Origin of the sequence: Spongiibacter sp. IMCC21906 (assembly GCF_001010805.1) — a bacterium.
Lineage (GTDB): Bacteria > Pseudomonadota > Gammaproteobacteria > Pseudomonadales > Spongiibacteraceae > Spongiibacter.
Map to the genome: position 1 here is coordinate 973,199 of NZ_CP011477.1, position 17,235 is coordinate 990,433.

The window sequence follows — 17,235 nt, forward strand, 5'->3', positions numbered from 1 at the left end:
GAGCTGAGTCAAATGGCAATTGTAAAAAGTAAACCGACTTCTCCCGGCCGCCGCTTTGTTGTTCGGGTAGTCAATGACGAGCTGCACAAAGGTGGCCCTTACAAGCCGCTGCTGGAGAGTCAGTCGCGCAATGGTGGTCGGAACAACAACGGTCGTATTACTACGCGTCACGTTGGTGGTGGTCACAAGCAGCATTATCGGATTATCGATTTTAAGCGCAACAAAGACGGGGTTCCCGGTATTGTTGAGCGTTTGGAATACGATCCTAATCGCACGGCATTTATTGCGCTGGTGCTGTATGCGGATGGTGAGCGTCGTTACATTATCGCGCCAAAAGCGGTATCAGCTGGCGATCAGTTGATCTCTGGTGAGGCTGCGCCCATTAAGCCAGGTAACGCATTGCCTTTGCGTAATATTCCGGTGGGTAGCACTATTCATTGTGTTGAAATGAAGCCTGGTAAGGGTGCTCAGTTAGCCCGCAGTGCAGGAACTTCAGTTCAGTTGGTCGCTCGTGAAGGTCAATATGCCACGGTGCGCTTGCGCAGTGGTGAGATGCGTAAAGTGTTGTCGGAGTGTCGTGCAACATTGGGCGAAGTCTCCAATAGTGAGCACAGTTTGCGTAAGTTAGGTAAAGCCGGTGCGGCGCGTTGGCGTGGTGTTCGTCCTACCGTTCGCGGTGTGGCTATGAACCCCGTTGATCACCCACACGGTGGTGGTGAAGGTCGTACTTCTGGTGGTCGTCATCCTGTAACTCCATGGGGTGTTCCGACTAAAGGGTATAAGACCCGTAAAAATAAGCGTACAGACAAACTGATTGTCCGTGATCGCCGAAAGTAAGCGGTTGTTAACAGTCAGAGTAAAGAGGATTAGCTTGTGCCACGTTCATTGAAGAAAGGCCCGTTTATCGACCTGCATCTGCTGAAGAAGGTTGAAACGGCTGCAGAGAAAAACGATCGCCGTCCGATCAAAACCTGGTCGCGTCGCTCTATGATCCTGCCCGAAATGGTGGGTTTGACTATCGCGGTCCATAACGGTCGTCAACATGTCCCTGTGCTTGTTTCAGAGGATATGGTGGGGCACAAATTAGGTGAATTTGCTGCGACTCGTACCTATAAGGGTCACGCGGCTGATAAAAAGGCCAAGCGTTAAGCTTGGGCTGAGAGAGGCTTTGAAGATGGAAGTAGCGGCACGTTTAAAAGGTGCAAGAATCTCCGCTCAAAAGGCCCGCCTGGTCGCTGACCAGATCCGTGGCAAGGGTGTCGAGGAAGCGCTGGATACATTGAGTTTCAGCTCTAAAAAAGCAGCTAGCATTATTAAAAAGGTGCTGAATTCTGCAATTGCGAACGCCGAGCATAATGATGGTGCGGACGTTGATGAGCTGAAGGTGTCGACCATTTTTGTGGACGAAGGTATGACCATGAAACGTCTGCGCCCCCGTGCAAAAGGGCGTGCAGATCGGATTCTTAAGCGGTCATGTCATATCACCATTAAAGTTGCCGACACCGAAGGCTAGTAGGAGAGAGACCACATGGGTCAGAAAGTACACCCAACCGGCATTCGGCTGGGAATCGTAAAAGATCACAATTCAGTTTGGTACGCGGGCAATAAGAAGTATGCCCAGCAATTAGTTACCGACCTGGAAGTGCGTGAAATGCTGCAAGCGAAGCTTGCGCATGCGTCAGTTAGCCGCATTGTTATCGAGCGCCCTGCACAAACAGCTCGGATCACGATTCACACTGCCCGCCCCGGCATTGTTATCGGCAAGAAAGGCGAAGACGTTGAGAAGCTGCGCGTTGAGCTTGGTCGAATGATGGGTGTACCAGTGCACATCAATATCGAAGAAGTGCGCAAGCCTGATCTGGATGCCAAGCTCGTAGCGATGAACGTTGCTCAACAGTTAGAGCGTCGCGTAATGTTCCGTCGTGCCATGAAGCGTGTTGTGCAAAATGCAATGCGTCAAGGTGCTGAAGGTATCAAGGTGCAAGTAAGTGGACGTGTTGGTGGTGCTGAAATCGCACGTACCGAATGGTATCGCGAAGGTCGCGTACCGCTTCACACTTTGCGCGCTGATATTGATTACGCTTCACATGAAGCGGCGACTACCTACGGCATCATCGGTGTTAAGGTCTGGATCTTCAAAGGCGAAATCCTGGGTGCCAGACACGATGTTGTCGAGTCGAAGGCAAAGAAAGGTTCTGATTAAGGGTTAGGCAAATGTTACAGCCGAAGCGTACAAAATTTCGCAAGATGCACAAAGGTCGTAACCGCGGACTCGCGGAGCGCGGCAGTCGGGTCAGCTTTGGTGAGTATGGCCTGAAAGCAGTGGGTCGTGGCCGCATTACTGCGCGCCAGATCGAGGCTGCTCGACGTGCCATGACGCGGCATATCAAGCGTGGCGGGAAAATCTGGATTCGTGTATTCCCAGACAAGCCCATTACCGAAAAACCCTTGGAAGTTCGTCAAGGTAAAGGTAAGGGTAACGTGGAATACTGGGTAGCCCAGATCCAGCCTGGAAAAGTACTTTACGAAGTGGAAGGCGTATCTGAGGAGTTGGCGCGTGAGGCATTTGCCCTTGCTGCTGCAAAAATTCCCGTCCAGACCACATTTGTTAAGCGGGTGGTGATGTGATGAAGGCAGTGGAATTACGCGAAAAGTCGACGGACGAGCTGAATGCTCAGTTGCTGCAATTACTTGAAGATCAATTCAAGCTGCGCATGCAAAAGAGTACTGGTCAGTTGGCGCAGACACATCTTCTGAAAAAGACCCGTCAGGACATTGCACGAGTGAAAACTCTGCTACAGGAAAAGGCAGGTAATTAAGATGTCAGAAGTTACTAAAAGCGCCCGTACCGCAACCGGTAAAGTCGTTAGCGACAAGATGGATAAAACCATCACTGTATTACTGGAGCGTCGCGTTAAGCATCCGGTTTACGGAAAATACATAACACGGTCTTCTAAGATCCATGCTCATGATGAAAATAATGAGTGCAAAATGGGTGACTTGGTAACCGTATGTGAGACACGCCCCCTCTCAAAGCTGAAGTCTTGGACTTTGCTGCGAGTAGAGGAAGTATCCACTCAGATTTAATTGGCCGGCGGCCTATGTGCGATGCACAGTTGACGGGTTTGGAGTAAGAAATGATTCAAACAGAAAGTTATTTGGAAGTTGCGGATAACAGTGGCGCACGTCGCGTTATGTGCATCAAGGTGCTGGGTGGCTCTCATCGCCGTTATGCCCGTGTCGGTGATCTGATCAAAGTGACCGTGAAGGAAGCAATTCCTCGTGGCAAGGTCAAAAAAGGTCAGGTAATGACAGCGGTCGTTGTTCGCACCAAAAAAGGTGTTCGCCGTGGCGATGGTTCGTTGATTAAATTCGACGATAACGCCGCAGTGTTGTTGAACAACAATCTTGCACCCATTGGTACCCGTATTTTTGGGCCAGTGACACGCGAATTGCGTGGCGAGAAATTTATGAAGATTATCTCCCTGGCGCCAGAAGTACTGTAAGCGCTGGGTCAGAGACGGCTGAGGTCAGGTTATGCGTAAAATTAAACGTGAAGACGAAGTTATCGTCTTAACCGGAAAAGACAAAGGCAAACGCGGTAAAGTCCAGAAAGTTGTGGACGAGAAGCGCCTGCTGGTTTCCGGTATCAACATGGTGAAAAAACACCAGCGTCCCAATCCCCAGATGGGTGTTCAGGGCGGTATTGTTGAGAAGGAAGCGCCAATTCAGGTTTCCAATGTGGCTATCTACAATTCTGCCACCAAGAAAGCTGATCGTGTTGGCTTTAAGGTAGCGGAAGACGGCACTAAAACGCGCGTTTTTAAATCCAGCGGCGAAGCAGTCGACGCGTAGGGGTAGAAGAAGATGTCACGATTGAGCGAACTTTATCAAAACGAGTTGCGGGCAAAGCTGAAAGAAGAACTTTCTTTGGCTAATCCCATGGAAGTGCCGCGTATCACTAAAATCACTCTGAATATGGGTGTGGGTGAAGCTGCCGCTGACAAAAAAGTATTAGAAGCTGCGTTGTCTGATTTACAAAAAATCAGTGGCCAAAAACCTGTTGTCACCAAAGCCCGCAAATCCATCGCTGGTTTTAAAATTCGTGACGGTTGGCCCATCGGCTGCAAAGTAACGTTGCGCAGTGAGCGCATGTATGAATTCTTGGATCGTTTGGTATCTGTAGCGATTCCCCGAGTTCGTGATTTTCGTGGTATCAGCCCTAAGTCGTTTGACGGCCGCGGTAATTTCGCAATGGGTGTTACTGAGCAAATTATTTTCCCCGAAATCGATTACGATAAGGTGGATAAACTGCGCGGTATGGATATCACTATCACCACAACAGCTCGCAACGATGAAGAGGGACGTGCTCTGTTGAAAGCGTTCAGCTTCCCGTTCAAAGGTTAAAGGTAGAAGTTTATGGCTAAAGAGTCGATGAAGGCCCGCGAAGCGAAGCGCGAGCGTACCGTAAAAAAATACGCTGCGAAGCGTGCTGAATTAAAGGCAATTATCCTTAATCCAGCTGTTAGCGAAGAGGAGCGTTGGGATGCGCAGGTTAAACTGCAAAAGCTTCCCCGCGATGCCAGCCCTACACGTCAACGTAATCGTTGCCAGATAACGGGCCGTCCTCACGGTGTTTATCGGAAGTTTGGTCTTTGCCGTAACCAACTTCGCCAAGCCGCCATGCGCGGTGATGTGCCCGGCCTGGTTAAATCCAGCTGGTAATAGAGAATTTTGCTGTCGCGCTGTGAGCGCGACGAGTAATGGGAGCAAAACATGAGCATGCAAGACCCACTGGCGGATATGCTGACCCGCATCCGCAACGCTCAGATGGCAGGTAAAACTGTCGTCGAGATGCCGTCTTCAACCCTGAAGCAGGCGGTAGCGAAGGTGCTGGAAGAAGAAGGTTATATTGTTGGTTCACGTGTTGATAACGCTACGGCGAAAACAACGTTGTTCGTCGAACTGAAGTATTTTGAAGGCAAACCGGTTATCGCTGAGATCAATCGAGTAAGCCGTCCGGGTCTGCGTTCATATGCTGGCAAGGATGAGCTGCCTTCAGTACGTGCCGGTTTGGGTGTCGCCATTGTCTCGACCAGTCGTGGAGTTATGACTGATCGTGCAGCTCGCGCAGCTGGTGTTGGTGGCGAAGTGCTTTGCACTGTTTTCTAACGTGACAGTTTAAAGAGTTCTAAAGATGTCTAGAGTAGCGAAAAGTCCAGTGACCATCCCTAAAGGGGTTGAAGTCAAACTCGACGCCAGCAGCATCGCAGTCAAGGGCAAGAACGGTAATCTGTCCATGCCTCTGCACGGTGACGTTGAGATTAAAGAAGAAGACGGCCAGCTTGTATTTGCTGCCCGTGAAGGTGCGAAGAATGGTTGGGCGATGGCCGGAACCTCACGCGCACTGGTTAACAATATGGTCGTGGGTGTCAGTGAAGGCTTTCAGCGTAAACTGCTCCTCAATGGTGTTGGTTATCGTGCCAAAGCCGCTGGTAAATCTATCAACTTGGTGCTGGGTTACTCCCACCCAATTGATTATGCTTTGCCAGAAGGTGTTTCGGTTGACACACCAACCCAAACAGAGATTGTCCTGAGCGGCAGTGATAAGCAGCTGTTGGGCAAAGTGGCTTCCGAGATTCGCGCCTTGCGTCCACCAGAGCCTTATAAAGGCAAAGGTGTTCGTTATGCTGACGAGCAAGTTCGTCGCAAAGAAGCGAAGAAAAAGTAAGGGCTAGGTTATGAGCGATAAGAAAGTTTCAAGATTACGTCGCGCCCGCCGCGCTCGCTTTAAAATGCGTGAGCTTCGTGCGGTTCGCTTGTGCATTCACCGTACTCCACGGCATATGTACGCGCAGGTTATTGCCTGTGAGGGCGATAAAGTTCTGGCGAGTGCATCGACGTTGGATAAAGATTTGCGCTCTGCAGCGACTGGCAACATCGATGCAGCAGCAAATGTGGGCAAACTGATCGCTGAGCGGGCTAAGTCTGCTGGCGTGACCAAGGTAGCTTTTGATCGCAGTGGTTTTAAATACCACGGTCGTGTCAAAGCACTGGCAGATGCTGCCCGTGAAAGTGGTCTCGAATTCTAAGGTTTAGGCGATGGCGTATAACGAGCAGAAAGACAAAGCAAACACTGAAGGCCTGGCTGAGAAGCTGGTTCAGGTGAACCGGGTTGCCAAAGTTGTTAAAGGTGGTCGTATCTTCAGTTTCACCGCCTTGACAGTGGTTGGCGATGGCAACGGCAAGGTAGGCTTCGGTCGCGGTAAGGCTCGTGAAGTGCCTGTCGCTATCCAGAAGGCTATGGAGGCTGCCCGCCGCAACATGGTTCAGGTAGACATTAAAGGCGATACCATTCAGTACGCCGTTAAAGGTCGTCACGGTGCTTCTAAGGTTTACATGCAGCCTGCATCTGAAGGTACTGGTGTTATTGCCGGTGGCGCGATGCGCTCTGTGTTGGAAATTGCTGGTGTGCACAACGTGCTTGCCAAGTGTTATGGCTCCACCAACCCGGTAAACGTGGTGCGGGCAACAATCAAAGCACTTCAAGGCGTTTCATCTCCTGACGAAGTTGCTGCAAAGCGTGGTAAGTCAGTCGAAGAGATTCGGGGCTGAAGAACAGGCGGAACGGATTATGAGCAAAATTAAAGTTACCCAAGTGCGCTCCGTAGCAAAGCGCCTTAAGGCACATAAAGCCTGTGTCGCAGGTCTTGGTCTGCGTCGCATCGGTCACACTGTTGAAGTTGAAGATACACCTTCAGTTCGCGGTATGATCAACAAAGTTAATTATTTAGTGCGTGTTGAGGGATAAGTGATGAGCGATCTGCGGTTAAACACGCTGAGTCCTGCACCTGGCCGCGTCAAAGACGGCAAGCGGGTAGGGCGCGGTATCGGCAGCGGCCTTGGTAAAACAGCGGGTCGTGGCCATAAAGGTTTGAAGTCTCGTTCTGGCGGTAGTGTTCGTCCAGGTTTCGAGGGCGGTCAAATGCCTTTGCAAAAGCGTCTGCCAAAATACGGTTTCACTTCTCGTTTGGCTCGCGTCACTGCGCAAATTCGCAGTGCGGAACTGAACGCGGTGGCTGATGACGTGATCGATTTGGATGCGCTGAAACGTGCAGACTTAATCAGCAATAACATTGAACGGGCAAAGATTTTCCTGTCTGGCGATGTGACAAAAGCAGTAACCGTTAAAGGTCTTGCGGTCACTAAAGGTGCTCGCGAAGCGATCGAAAAAGCGGGCGGCAAAGTCGAGGAATAAGGCGGATATCATGGCGAAGTCCAGTCCCTTATCTACTGGAAATCAATCCGGACTAGGCGAGCTTATGGCTCGCCTTCGTTTTCTGTTGATGGCGATTATTGTTTATCGTATTGGCACCCACATACCGGTGCCCGGTATAAACCCGGATCAACTCGCCGCGCTGTTTAATCAAAACCAGGGAACTGTACTGGGTTTGTTTAATATGTTCTCCGGTGGTGCGCTGGAGCGCATGAGTATTTTGGCGCTGGGCATTATGCCCTATATCTCTGCCTCTATTATTATGCAGCTGATGTCTGCGGTGAGTCCGCAGCTTGAGTCGCTTAAAAAAGAAGGTGAGTCCGGGCGGCGTCAAATTAGTCAGTATACGCGTTATCTGACAGTGCTCTTGGCTACACTGCAAGCTACAGGCATGACCGTGGGCTTGGCGAATCAAGGTTTAGCCTACAGCCCTGATTTCACATTCTATTTTGTGGCGGTGGCCTCTTTGGTAACCGGTGCAGTATTTATGATGTGGCTTGGTGAGCAAGTAACTGAGCGTGGTGTTGGCAACGGTATTTCAATGCTGATATTTGCGGGCATTGTCGCAGGCTTGCCTGCAGCAGTGGGTCAGTCTTTGGAGCAGGCACGGCAAGGTGAACTGAATATCTTGGTGTTGCTGGCCATCTTGGTTCTCGCTGTTGCGGTAATTTACCTGGTGGTATTTATCGAGCGGGGTCAGCGTCGCATCACGGTTAACTACGCCAAACAGCAGCGTGGCAACAAGATGTACCAGGCCCAGCAGAGCCATTTGCCATTAAAAGTGAATATGGCGGGTGTTATCCCGGCGATATTTGCCAGCTCGATATTGCTGTTTCCCGCTTCGATTGCCCAGTGGGTGGGTCAAAGTGGCGAGGGTATGGAGTGGTTGCAGGATATGGCATTAGCCATTGGACCTGGGCAACCTCTGAATATCCTGTTGTTTACAGCCTTGATTGTGTTTTTCTGTTTCTTCTATACGGCGTTGATGTTTAACCCTGATGAAGTTGCCGATAACTTGAAAAAATCTGGTGCGTTTTTGCCTGGGATTCGTCCCGGCAAACAGACTGCCAGCTATATCGATGATGTTTTAACTCGATTAACCATGTTTGGCTCTATCTATATTGCCGGCGTGTGTTTGCTACCCCAATTTTTGGTGGTGTTCTGGAACGTGCCTTTCTATCTGGGCGGAACATCATTGCTAATCGTGGTAGTTGTAGTAATGGATTTTATGGCGCAAGTTCAGTCACATCTGATGTCTCATCAGTATGACTCGGTCATGAAAAAAGCGAACCTTAAGAATTATGGTGGTGGCGCGCGCTAAAACGCCGCAACCCGGGCTTTCGATTGGAGTAGCACAATGAAAGTACGTGCATCAGTAAAGGCAATGTGCCGCAATTGTAAAATTGTTCGCCGCAAAGGTGTTGTTCGAGTGATTTGCAGTGCAGAGCCTCGTCACAAGCAGCGGCAGGGCTAAGTAATATGCCGCGGATGGACTTGATTTAAAGTTCTGTTGCAGCTAGACTACCGCGCCTTTCGCGCAGTGGGTCTGCTGCACCCGTTGATTATTGCTAAGCGTAAAGTATCAAGCTTAATTGGAGTAACCTGAATGGCTCGTATAGCGGGTGTCAACATACCAGATAACAAGCACGCGGCTATCTCGCTGACTTACATCTACGGCATAGGTCGTACTACAGCGAAAGATCTGTGTGCTAAGACTACTATTGCAGAAGATGCAAAAATTGCCGATTTGTCTGAGGAACAGTTAGACGCATTGCGTAATGAGATTGCCAAGCTCTCAGTAGAAGGTGATCTGCGTCGAGTGGTGTCTATGAACATCAAGCGTCTGCTGGACTTGGGCTGCTACCGTGGCCTTCGTCATCGTAGAAGCTTACCTCTGCGCGGACAGCGTACTAAAACGAATGCGCGTACCCGTAAAGGTCCACGCAAGCCGATCCGCAAGTAAAAACCTGCGGTTCGTCGTCCCTTTAGTGTAGCTACACCAAATGTGTAGTGTTGATATTAGAGTATAGGAAGTAAAAATGGCCAAACCTGGCAAGCAAGCTCCACGTAAAAAGGTCAAAAAGACCGTCGTGGATGGCGTAGCACATGTGCATGCGTCATTTAATAACACCATCATTACGATTACCGACCGTCAGGGCAATACCCTGAGCTGGGCCACTGCTGGTGGTAGCGGTTTCCGCGGTTCGCGTAAAAGTACGCCTTTTGCTGCTCAGGTGGCTGCAGAGCGTGCGGGTAATGCTGCAAAAGAATATGGTTTGAAAAACTTGGATGTGGAAGTAAAAGGTCCTGGTCCAGGTCGCGAGTCGGCAGTTCGTGCATTGAACAACTGCGGCTACAAAATCACTAACATCACTGACGTGACGCCTATTCCACACAATGGTTGTCGTCCTCCCAAGAAACGTCGCGTGTAATTAACAGTTGAGGAATACAAAGAATGGCTAGATATTTGGGCCCAAGCTGTAAATTAGCCAGACGGGAAGGTACTGATCTGTTCTTGAAGAGCGGCGTTCGTCCCCTGGATTCTAAATGTAAAGCAGAAACGGCACCTGGCATGCATGGCGCACGTCGCGGTCGCTTATCTGACTACGGTGTACAGCTTCGCGAAAAGCAGAAAGTTCGTCGTATGTACGGCGTCTTAGAAAAGCAATTCCGTAGCTACTACAAAAAAGCCGCTGGCAAAAAAGGCGCAACAGGCGAAAACCTGCTGCAATTGCTGGAAGGTCGTTTGGATAATGTTGTTTACCGTATTGGCTTTGGTTCGACTCGTGCAGAATCGCGTCAGTTGGTTTCACACAAGTCTGTAACGGTTAACGGCGCAGTGGTTAACGTACCTTCTTATCAGGTACAGGCTGGCGACGTTGTGAGCATCCGTGAGAAATCCAAAAACCAATTGCGTATCCAGTCAGCTATGACCTTGGCTGCACAGCGTGGTGAAGTGTCCTGGATCGATGTGAATGCGAGCAAGCTGGAAGGCGTTTACAAATCTGCCCCAGATCGTAGCGACTTGTCTTCTGAGATCAACGAGCAACTGATTGTTGAGCTTTACTCGAAGTAAGTTATCCCTAGGACATTCTCACTACAGGTGATCTATGCAAAGTGCAGTGAACGAATTTTTAACACCTCGGGTTATTCAAGTTGAAGAACTGGGCGCTACTCGTGCCAAGGTAACCTTGGAGCCTTTAGAGCGCGGTTTTGGCCACACGCTGGGCAACGCTCTTCGCCGTATTTTGCTGTCGTCTATGCCGGGTTGCGCTATTGTTGAAGCAGAAATCGATGGCGTACTCCATGAATACAGCGCAATGGAAGGTGTTCAGGAAGACGTTATTGAAATCCTGCTGAACCTGAAAGAAGTTGCTGTTGTGTTGCACGGCAAAGATCAAGCGGTACTCACGCTTAGCAAAAAAGGCGCGGGTCCGGTGACAGCGGGTGACATTCAGACTGATCACGAAGTTGAGGTGATGAACCCTGAGCATGTGATTGCCCATCTGAATAGCGACGGTGACATCAACATGCGTTTGACCGTGAATCGTGGTCGCGGTTATGTCCCTGCTGATTCTCGTGAGACGGGTGACGAAGAGACTCGCTCCATTGGTCGTTTGCAGTTAGATGCGAGCTACAGCCCCATCAGCCGTGTTAGCTATGTGGTTGAAAGCGCTCGTGTTGAGCAGCGTACTGACTTGGATAAGTTGGTTCTGGATTTGGAAACCAATGGCACAATTGATTCTGAAGAAGCGATTCGTCGCGCAGCGACTATTCTTCAGCAGCAGCTGGCTGTGTTTGTTGATCTTGAAAGCGAAGGTGAGTCTGAGCCTTCCCGCGAAGAAAACGAAGTGGATCCAATTCTGCTGCGTCCAGTTGATGATCTTGAACTTACAGTTCGATCTGCAAACTGCCTGAAAGCTGAAAATATTTACTACATCGGTGACCTTGTACAGCGTACCGAAGTAGAGCTGCTGAAGACCCCGAACCTGGGTAAGAAGTCGCTGACAGAAATCAAGGACGTGCTGGCATCCCGTGGCCTCTCTTTGGGTCTGCGTCTGGATAACTGGCCGCCTGCTAGCTTGAGAAACGACGATCGCGTTTTGGCCTGATCGTCACGCGATTGAACAGTATTTGCTGAGATAGCAATCTTTATTTAAAGGAAAACGACATGCGCCATCGTCAAAGCGGCCGTCAACTAAACCGTAATAGCTCACATCGCAAAGCGATGTTCCGCAATATGACGGCTTCCCTGGTGGAACACGAGCTGATTAAAACTACTGTCCCCAAAGCGAAAGAGCTGCGTCGTTACGCTGAGCCTCTTATCACCTTGGCCAAGTCAGACAGCGTTGCCAATCGCCGCTTGGCGTTTGACCGTCTTCGCTGCGACGAAGCGGTGGGTAAATTGTTCTCTGAACTTGGCCCGCGGTATGAAGGTCGTCCTGGTGGTTACCTGCGCATCATGAAGTGTGGTCTGCGTACTGGCGACAAAGCACCAATGGCTTACGTTGAATTGGTAGATCGTCCGCAAATTGAAGAAGAGGAAGGCGACGAAGATTAAGTTCTTCTAAGCTGAAATCTTTATAAAACCGGCTCTTGAGCCGGTTTTTTTATGTCTGCTGTTTTGGGGTGGATGTTGCTGGAAGGGTTTTGCGCTGCGTGTTGTTTTATGTTGCTTGCTGGAGCGCAAAAAATTTGGCCTAGACGACCGACGTGGACGCGTGTTTAGGCGTGCTATGAGGCGCGAGTAAGCTGAATGAATTGAAGACTGCGCAGCGACAAGTGGTGCGCAGTCTTTAATCTGCTATCGAGAGCGACGGATTAAGCTATTTTTGCGGATCTGATGTTTGCCAGCAGTGGAGCCAAAAAGCGGCCCGTGTGGGATTGCGTCATTTCGGCCACGTCTTCTGGGCTGCCCTCTGCAATGATTTCACCGCCACCAGAGCCGCCTTCGGGGCCAAGGTCAATCAGCCAGTCGGCGGTTTTAATGACATCTAGATTATGTTCGATGACAACAACGGTGTTGCCGTGATCTCTTAAACGGTGGAGTACCGCCAAGAGTTGTTGGATGTCTTCGAAGTGAAGTCCGGTGGTGGGTTCATCTAGAATGTATAAGGTTTTACCGGTATCGCGTTTTGATAGCTCTCTTGCCAGCTTAACCCGTTGAGCTTCGCCCCCTGACAAGGTGGTTGCTGCCTGACCAAGTCGAATATAACTTAAGCCAACGTCCATTAGTGTTTGTAATTTTTTGAAAATAGAGGGGACATTTTCAAAAAATCCGCAGGCGTCTTCTATGGTCATTTCCAATACTTGGTGGATATTCTGGCCTTTATACAGAATGTCCAAGGTTTCCCGGTTGTAACGTTTGCCCTGACAGACTTCGCAGGACACATAGATGTCCGGCAGAAAGTGCATTTCTACTTTGGTAACACCATCGCCTTGGCAAGCCTCGCAGCGGCCACCTTTTACGTTAAAACTAAAACGGCCAACTTTGTAACCGCGGGACCGCGCTTCCTCGGTGCCGGCAAACAACTCTCTGATGGGCGTGAATATACCTGTGTAGGTAGCGGGGTTAGAGCGCGGTGTTCTACCAATAGGACTTTGGTCAATATCGATACATTTGTCGACTTGATCCATGCCTTGGATATTTTTGTAGGGCGCAGGGGTTAAGGTGGTGGCACCATTTAACTCCGTTGCGGCAATGGGGTAGAGGGTGTGATTGATCAAGGTGGATTTCCCTGAGCCAGAAACACCAGTAATACAGGTCATCAAGCCAAGAGGAAGCTTTAAATCTACGGTTTTTAGGTTGTTACCGCTGGCACCTGTTAATGAAATGGCTTTGTCCCAGTCGGGTTTGTTGCGCTGGTCTGGCGTACGAATTTCTTTTGCACCGGAGAGGTATTGGCCAGTTAGGGAATCTTTGCAGCTAAGGATACTTTCTAGATCGCCTTCGGCAACGACTTGGCCGCCATGAACGCCAGCACGGGGGCCGATATCAATAATGTGGTCGGCGGTACGAATGGCGTCTTCATCATGTTCTACAACGATCACAGTGTTGCCGATATCTCTAAGGTGACGGAGGGTGCCAAGTAGCCGCTCGTTATCGCGTTGATGAAGGCCGATGGAGGGCTCGTCGAGAATATACATAACACCAACAAGTCCCGCGCCAATTTGACTGGCCAGGCGAATGCGTTGGGCTTCTCCTCCGGAAAGCGTATCTGCGCTGCGGTCCAGCGAGAGATAATTGAGGCCAACGTCGACTAAGAACCGCAAGCGATCATTAATCTCTTTAAGAATTTTTTCGGCGATTTTGGCGCGGCGACCTTCCAGTTCTAAGCTAGAAAAATACCGGTGCGCTTCGCCCACGGGCAGAGCCGCTACGGCGGGTAGGGTCCGCTCGTCAATAAAGACATTGCGGGCTTCGCGGCGCAGGCGAGTGCCTTTGCAGTCGGGGCAAGAATGGGTGCTTAGGAGTTTGGCCAGTTCGTCTCTCACCGTTTGGGATTCGGTTTCCCGGTAGCGTCGTTCCATATTGGGTATGACGCCTTCAAAGCGATGGCGGCGCTGAAAGCTATCGCCTCGATCATTGACATAGGTAAAGCTAATTTCGTCGTTGCCGCTGCCGTGTAGAATTTTTTTCTGATGTTCGGTGGAGAGGTTTTCAAAAGGCTCGTCGATATCAAAGCCATAATGGTCTGCCAGGGAGGTGAGCATATGGAAGTAATATACGCTGCGACGGTCCCAGCCTCTAATAGCACCGGTGGATAGTGAGGCTTCGGGATGTTGAACCAGTCGCGACTCATCAAAGAACTGACGTACCCCCAAGCCATCGCAGCTGCTGCAGGCACCTAGCGGGCTGTTAAAAGAGAAGAGTCGAGGCTCTAATTCTGCAAGGCTGTAGCCACAATGACGGCAGGCAAATTTAGCTGAGAAGACAATCTCTGCCGTCTTGGGGTTGTCCATGTCGGCAACGGTGGCGGTGCCGTCGGTGAGTTCCAGGGCAGTTTCAAAGGATTCCGCTAGGCGCTGGGCGAGATCATTGCGAACCTTGAATCGGTCCACAACCACTTCTATGTTGTGCTTTTTCTTTTTGTCTAAATCGGGGAGGTCATCCAAATCGCAGGTAATTCCGTCGATCCGGGCACGTACAAAGCCCTGGCTGCGCAATTTCTCCAATATATGAAGGTGTTCCCCTTTGCGGTTTTGTATTACCGGCGCTAGCAGCATCATCTTGCTGCCTTCGGGAAGGGCGAGAACGGTGTCGACCATTTGGCTGATGGTTTGCGCTGCCAGTGGCTCGCCATGGTCCGGACAGCGGGGTTCGCCAGCTCGGGCAAAGAGCAGTCGCAGGTAGTCGTATATTTCGGTGATAGTGCCTACGGTTGAGCGGGGGTTGTGGGAGGTTGATTTTTGCTCAATGGATATGGCGGGAGAGAGCCCGTCGATATGATCGACGTCGGGCTTTTCCATCATGGATAAAAACTGTCTGGCGTAAGTCGATAGCGACTCGACATAGCGCCGTTGCCCCTCCGCATATAGCGTATCGAAGGCCAGTGATGATTTCCCCGAGCCAGACAGCCCGGTTATAACCACTAGCTTGTCGCGGGGGATATCCAGATCAATGTTCTTCAAGTTATGAGTGCGAGCGCCGCGAACAATAATCTGAGCCATACAACTGCCTTCTTCAAAAGGTAAACCCAGCATTATACGGCCGGGTGTGTGATACACGCAAAATTGTCTCGCGCCTTATTCGGGTTTCTTCAAAATGCTGCGAGCTGCTAAAATGCGTGCTCGTTTTCGCCGTTCTCAGGAAAATCTATCTTTTGTCGCATTCTTCAATGACCGCCATTGAGCGTCGTGCTGTTGTTTCCTTGGCAATGGTCTATGCCTTTCGCATGCTGGGGTTGTTCAGTCTCTTGCCAGTGCTGGCGCTGTACGCTGATGAATATCAATTCAGCACCCCGGTTTTAGTGGGATTGGCTTTAGGAATTTATGGCTTGGGCCAGGCTTGCCTCCAGTTGCCGATGGGAATGTTGTCGGACCGTATTGGTCGCAAACCGGTGATTATCTTTGGCTTACTGTTGTTTGTTGCTGGCGGCGTGCTGGCAGCGAGTGCTGACAATATTTTTTTAATTATTTTTGGGCGGCTTCTGCAGGGGGCCGGGGCTATTGCCAGTACCTTAACCGCGTTACTGGCAGACCTTACTCGGGAGGAGCACCGCAGCAAGGCTATGGCGGCGATTGGCGGCAGTATCGGTATTGCGTTTGCGTTGGCGATGATTCTTGGGCCGGCCATCGCTGCAGGGGTGGGCTTGTCCGGCTTATTTCTGGTGACCTCCGGATTGGCGTTTGCCAGTATTTTGTTAGTGATTTTTTTAGTGCCTTCGCCCCCGCGCCAATATTCAGATGCTGATGCCCAAGCCATGACGGGGTTGCTTGGTCGCTGTTTGCGCGATCCACAATTGATGCGCTTGAATGTGGGGATCTTTGTGCTGCACGGTATATTAATGGCGATCTTTGTGGTGGTGCCGGGCTTGCTTGAGCAGCAGGGTCTGGTGGCGGCAAGTCATTGGCAAGTGTATCTCCCGGTTATGGGTTTGGCATTTGTGTTGATGCTACCGTTGATGATCGTCGCGGAAAAGCAGGGCAAGTCCAAGGCGGTGTTTTTACTGTCAATTGGGGGCTTGGTCGTGAGTATGTTTTTTGCCTCGTTAGTGTGGGCCAACTTCTGGGGGGTGGTGCTCGTACTGTTGGTATTCTTTATAGGCTTTAATTTGCTTGAGGCGAGCCTGCCGTCGTTAGTCAGTAAGATGGTGTATCCCGGCGGTAAAGGCACCGCGATGGGGGTGTATTCTACCTTCCAGTTTATGGGGGCATTCTGCGGTGGTGTGTTGGGCGGTTGGTTAGTTGGACACTGGGGAGGCGCGGTGGTGTTTGTTGCAGCGGGGTTAGTGGCGCTGGTTTGGTTGCTGTTGGCATGGGGGATGACGTTGCCAGCGGCGTCAAAAAGTTTGGTGATTGCTTGGCAATTTGGTGAGTGGGATGCGTCCCGTTTGCGAGGCGAGTTAATGGTTTTAACAGGTGCCATTGAATTGACCGTGTTGGAAAAGGAGCAAACCGCGTATTTTCGTGTTTCAGACGCCTTTGACCGTACGCAATTGCCGCAGGGTTTGGAATGGCGGGCTTAATGGCTTACCGGTATAGTGGTGGTTTAATTTCGCTGACCGATGACAGGAATAATAGGAGATAGCGCATGGCGCGTGGCGTAAACAAAGTAATTATAGTGGGTAATCTAGGTCAGGATCCTGAAACTCGATATATGCCTTCTGGTGGCGCGGTGACTAACGTGACGGTGGCGACGAGTGAAAACTGGAAAGATAAGCAGACTGGTCAGCCGCAAGAACGAACAGAGTGGCATCGGGTGGTGTTTTTTAATCGCTTGGCCGAAATTGCGGGTGAGTACCTGAAAAAAGGCTCAAAGGTCTATGTTGAAGGCTCGCTCCGAACGCGAAAATGGCAGGGGCAGGACGGCCAAGATCGTTACACCACTGAAATTGTCGCGGGTGAAATGCAAATGCTCGACAGCCGTGGTGGTGGCGGTGGAAGTGGCAGCGGTGGCTATGATGATTATGCTGCTCCACAACAGCAGCGGGCTCCTCAGCAATCGCGCCCAGCAGCACCTCGGCCCCAGTCGAATAATACGCCTCCACCTGCAAATGATCCTCCTTCCAGCGGCGGTTTTGACGACTTTGACGACGACATCCCGTTTTAGGCAGGGAGGGTAAACTACTATTGAAAACCGGGCGGCTACAGCGTGTCCCGGTTTTCTCCACGCTGTATTCCACGATTCCTCCTTGCCAATATTCTTTGGCTTAAGTACTGTTGTACGCCCGGTAGCGGCCATTAAATGGCTGTTAAAACAATCTCTTGGCGCGAGCCAACTTAAGTGAATTCGCTGC

Annotated in this window: 27 protein-coding genes; 26 read left to right on the forward strand and 1 reads right to left on the reverse strand. The window is 50.6% G+C overall.

The genetic code is table 11. The features are described from left to right. Positions 1-12 precede the first annotated feature (12 nt). The 24 genes from rplB (at position 13) to rplQ (ending at position 11,837) form a co-directional block, all read left to right on the forward strand. The gene (rplB, locus tag IMCC21906_RS04500) at positions 13-837 is read left to right on the forward strand and encodes a 50S ribosomal protein L2 (protein WP_047011167.1); all 825 of its coding nucleotides are present in this window, start codon (positions 13-15) and stop codon (positions 835-837) included. 36 nt (positions 838-873) lie between these two features. Beyond that, a complete protein-coding gene (gene rpsS / locus IMCC21906_RS04505; protein WP_047011168.1) occupies positions 874-1,149 on the forward strand; it encodes a 30S ribosomal protein S19 in 276 nt (91 codons plus the stop codon). 25 nt (positions 1,150-1,174) lie between these two features. Continuing rightward, entirely contained in the window at positions 1,175-1,513 is a 339-nt protein-coding gene (rplV, locus tag IMCC21906_RS04510; protein ID WP_047011169.1) for a 50S ribosomal protein L22, read from the forward strand. Between the two features lie 15 nt (positions 1,514-1,528). Next, a complete protein-coding gene (rpsC, locus tag IMCC21906_RS04515; RefSeq protein WP_047011170.1) occupies positions 1,529-2,203 on the forward strand; it encodes a 30S ribosomal protein S3 in 675 nt (224 codons plus the stop codon). An 11-nt stretch (positions 2,204-2,214) separates the two neighbouring features. Further along, positions 2,215-2,628, forward strand: coding sequence for a 50S ribosomal protein L16 (rplP, locus tag IMCC21906_RS04520; protein ID WP_047011171.1), 414 nt, complete (start codon positions 2,215-2,217; stop codon positions 2,626-2,628). Continuing rightward, positions 2,628-2,819: a 50S ribosomal protein L29 gene (rpmC, locus tag IMCC21906_RS04525; RefSeq protein WP_047011172.1), complete on the forward strand. Its 192-nt coding sequence runs from the start codon at positions 2,628-2,630 to the stop codon at positions 2,817-2,819. Before rplP ends, rpmC begins: the two co-directional genes overlap by 1 nt. A gap of 1 nt (position 2,820) precedes the next feature. Beyond that, positions 2,821-3,087, forward strand: a complete 267-nt coding sequence (rpsQ, locus tag IMCC21906_RS04530; protein WP_047011173.1) for a 30S ribosomal protein S17 — start codon at positions 2,821-2,823, stop codon at positions 3,085-3,087. A 50-nt stretch (positions 3,088-3,137) separates the two neighbouring features. Then, positions 3,138-3,506: a 50S ribosomal protein L14 gene (gene rplN, locus IMCC21906_RS04535; RefSeq protein WP_022960536.1), complete on the forward strand. Its 369-nt coding sequence runs from the start codon at positions 3,138-3,140 to the stop codon at positions 3,504-3,506. A 31-nt stretch (positions 3,507-3,537) separates the two neighbouring features. After that, positions 3,538-3,855, forward strand: a complete 318-nt coding sequence (gene rplX / locus IMCC21906_RS04540; protein ID WP_047011174.1) for a 50S ribosomal protein L24 — start codon at positions 3,538-3,540, stop codon at positions 3,853-3,855. Between the two features lie 12 nt (positions 3,856-3,867). Further along, a complete protein-coding gene (gene rplE, locus IMCC21906_RS04545; protein WP_047011175.1) occupies positions 3,868-4,407 on the forward strand; it encodes a 50S ribosomal protein L5 in 540 nt (179 codons plus the stop codon). A 12-nt stretch (positions 4,408-4,419) separates the two neighbouring features. Beyond that, positions 4,420-4,725, forward strand: a complete 306-nt coding sequence (gene rpsN, locus IMCC21906_RS04550) for a 30S ribosomal protein S14 (RefSeq protein WP_047011176.1) — start codon at positions 4,420-4,422, stop codon at positions 4,723-4,725. A gap of 51 nt (positions 4,726-4,776) precedes the next feature. Then, positions 4,777-5,172: a 30S ribosomal protein S8 gene (rpsH, locus tag IMCC21906_RS04555; RefSeq protein ID WP_047011177.1), complete on the forward strand. Its 396-nt coding sequence runs from the start codon at positions 4,777-4,779 to the stop codon at positions 5,170-5,172. Between the two features lie 25 nt (positions 5,173-5,197). Continuing rightward, entirely contained in the window at positions 5,198-5,731 is a 534-nt protein-coding gene (rplF, locus tag IMCC21906_RS04560) for a 50S ribosomal protein L6 (protein WP_047011178.1), read from the forward strand. 10 nt (positions 5,732-5,741) lie between these two features. Beyond that, positions 5,742-6,092, forward strand: coding sequence for a 50S ribosomal protein L18 (gene rplR / locus IMCC21906_RS04565; RefSeq protein ID WP_047011179.1), 351 nt, complete (start codon positions 5,742-5,744; stop codon positions 6,090-6,092). Between the two features lie 10 nt (positions 6,093-6,102). Then, positions 6,103-6,615: a 30S ribosomal protein S5 gene (gene rpsE, locus IMCC21906_RS04570; protein WP_047011180.1), complete on the forward strand. Its 513-nt coding sequence runs from the start codon at positions 6,103-6,105 to the stop codon at positions 6,613-6,615. 19 nt (positions 6,616-6,634) lie between these two features. Further along, positions 6,635-6,811 (forward strand): 50S ribosomal protein L30, encoded by a 177-nt coding sequence (gene rpmD / locus IMCC21906_RS04575; RefSeq protein WP_047011181.1) that lies wholly within the window; start codon positions 6,635-6,637, stop codon positions 6,809-6,811. Positions 6,812-6,823: 12 nt separating this feature from the next. After that, positions 6,824-7,258: a 50S ribosomal protein L15 gene (gene rplO, locus IMCC21906_RS04580; protein ID WP_052763608.1), complete on the forward strand. Its 435-nt coding sequence runs from the start codon at positions 6,824-6,826 to the stop codon at positions 7,256-7,258. 10 nt (positions 7,259-7,268) lie between these two features. Beyond that, positions 7,269-8,597, forward strand: coding sequence for a preprotein translocase subunit SecY (secY, locus tag IMCC21906_RS04585; protein WP_047011183.1), 1,329 nt, complete (start codon positions 7,269-7,271; stop codon positions 8,595-8,597). Between the two features lie 36 nt (positions 8,598-8,633). After that, positions 8,634-8,750 (forward strand): 50S ribosomal protein L36, encoded by a 117-nt coding sequence (rpmJ, locus tag IMCC21906_RS16605; protein ID WP_082117346.1) that lies wholly within the window; start codon positions 8,634-8,636, stop codon positions 8,748-8,750. Between the two features lie 132 nt (positions 8,751-8,882). After that, positions 8,883-9,239 (forward strand): 30S ribosomal protein S13, encoded by a 357-nt coding sequence (gene rpsM / locus IMCC21906_RS04590; RefSeq protein WP_047011184.1) that lies wholly within the window; start codon positions 8,883-8,885, stop codon positions 9,237-9,239. A gap of 76 nt (positions 9,240-9,315) precedes the next feature. Next, positions 9,316-9,708, forward strand: a complete 393-nt coding sequence (rpsK, locus tag IMCC21906_RS04595; protein WP_047011185.1) for a 30S ribosomal protein S11 — start codon at positions 9,316-9,318, stop codon at positions 9,706-9,708. Between the two features lie 23 nt (positions 9,709-9,731). After that, positions 9,732-10,352: a 30S ribosomal protein S4 gene (rpsD, locus tag IMCC21906_RS04600; protein ID WP_047011186.1), complete on the forward strand. Its 621-nt coding sequence runs from the start codon at positions 9,732-9,734 to the stop codon at positions 10,350-10,352. A gap of 34 nt (positions 10,353-10,386) precedes the next feature. Beyond that, positions 10,387-11,388, forward strand: coding sequence for a DNA-directed RNA polymerase subunit alpha (gene rpoA, locus IMCC21906_RS04605; RefSeq protein ID WP_047011187.1), 1,002 nt, complete (start codon positions 10,387-10,389; stop codon positions 11,386-11,388). A gap of 59 nt (positions 11,389-11,447) precedes the next feature. Beyond that, a complete protein-coding gene (rplQ, locus tag IMCC21906_RS04610; RefSeq protein ID WP_047011188.1) occupies positions 11,448-11,837 on the forward strand; it encodes a 50S ribosomal protein L17 in 390 nt (129 codons plus the stop codon). Positions 11,838-12,097: 260 nt separating this feature from the next. Here the strand turns inward: rplQ and uvrA are convergent, their stop codons facing one another. Further along, positions 12,098-14,947: an excinuclease ABC subunit UvrA gene (gene uvrA / locus IMCC21906_RS04615; RefSeq protein WP_047013133.1), complete on the reverse strand. Its 2,850-nt coding sequence runs from the start codon at positions 14,945-14,947 to the stop codon at positions 12,098-12,100. 152 nt (positions 14,948-15,099) lie between these two features. Here uvrA and IMCC21906_RS04620 point away from each other — a divergent pair, with 152 nt between their 5' ends. Together IMCC21906_RS04620 and ssb are read left to right on the forward strand one after the other, a co-directional pair. Beyond that, a complete protein-coding gene (locus IMCC21906_RS04620; RefSeq protein ID WP_231580315.1) occupies positions 15,100-16,464 on the forward strand; it encodes an MFS transporter in 1,365 nt (454 codons plus the stop codon). Positions 16,465-16,529: 65 nt separating this feature from the next. Continuing rightward, on the forward strand, positions 16,530-17,048 hold the full coding sequence (gene ssb / locus IMCC21906_RS04625; protein ID WP_047011190.1) for a single-stranded DNA-binding protein: 519 nt from the start codon (positions 16,530-16,532) through the stop codon (positions 17,046-17,048). The last annotated feature ends 187 nt before the right edge of the window (positions 17,049-17,235 follow it).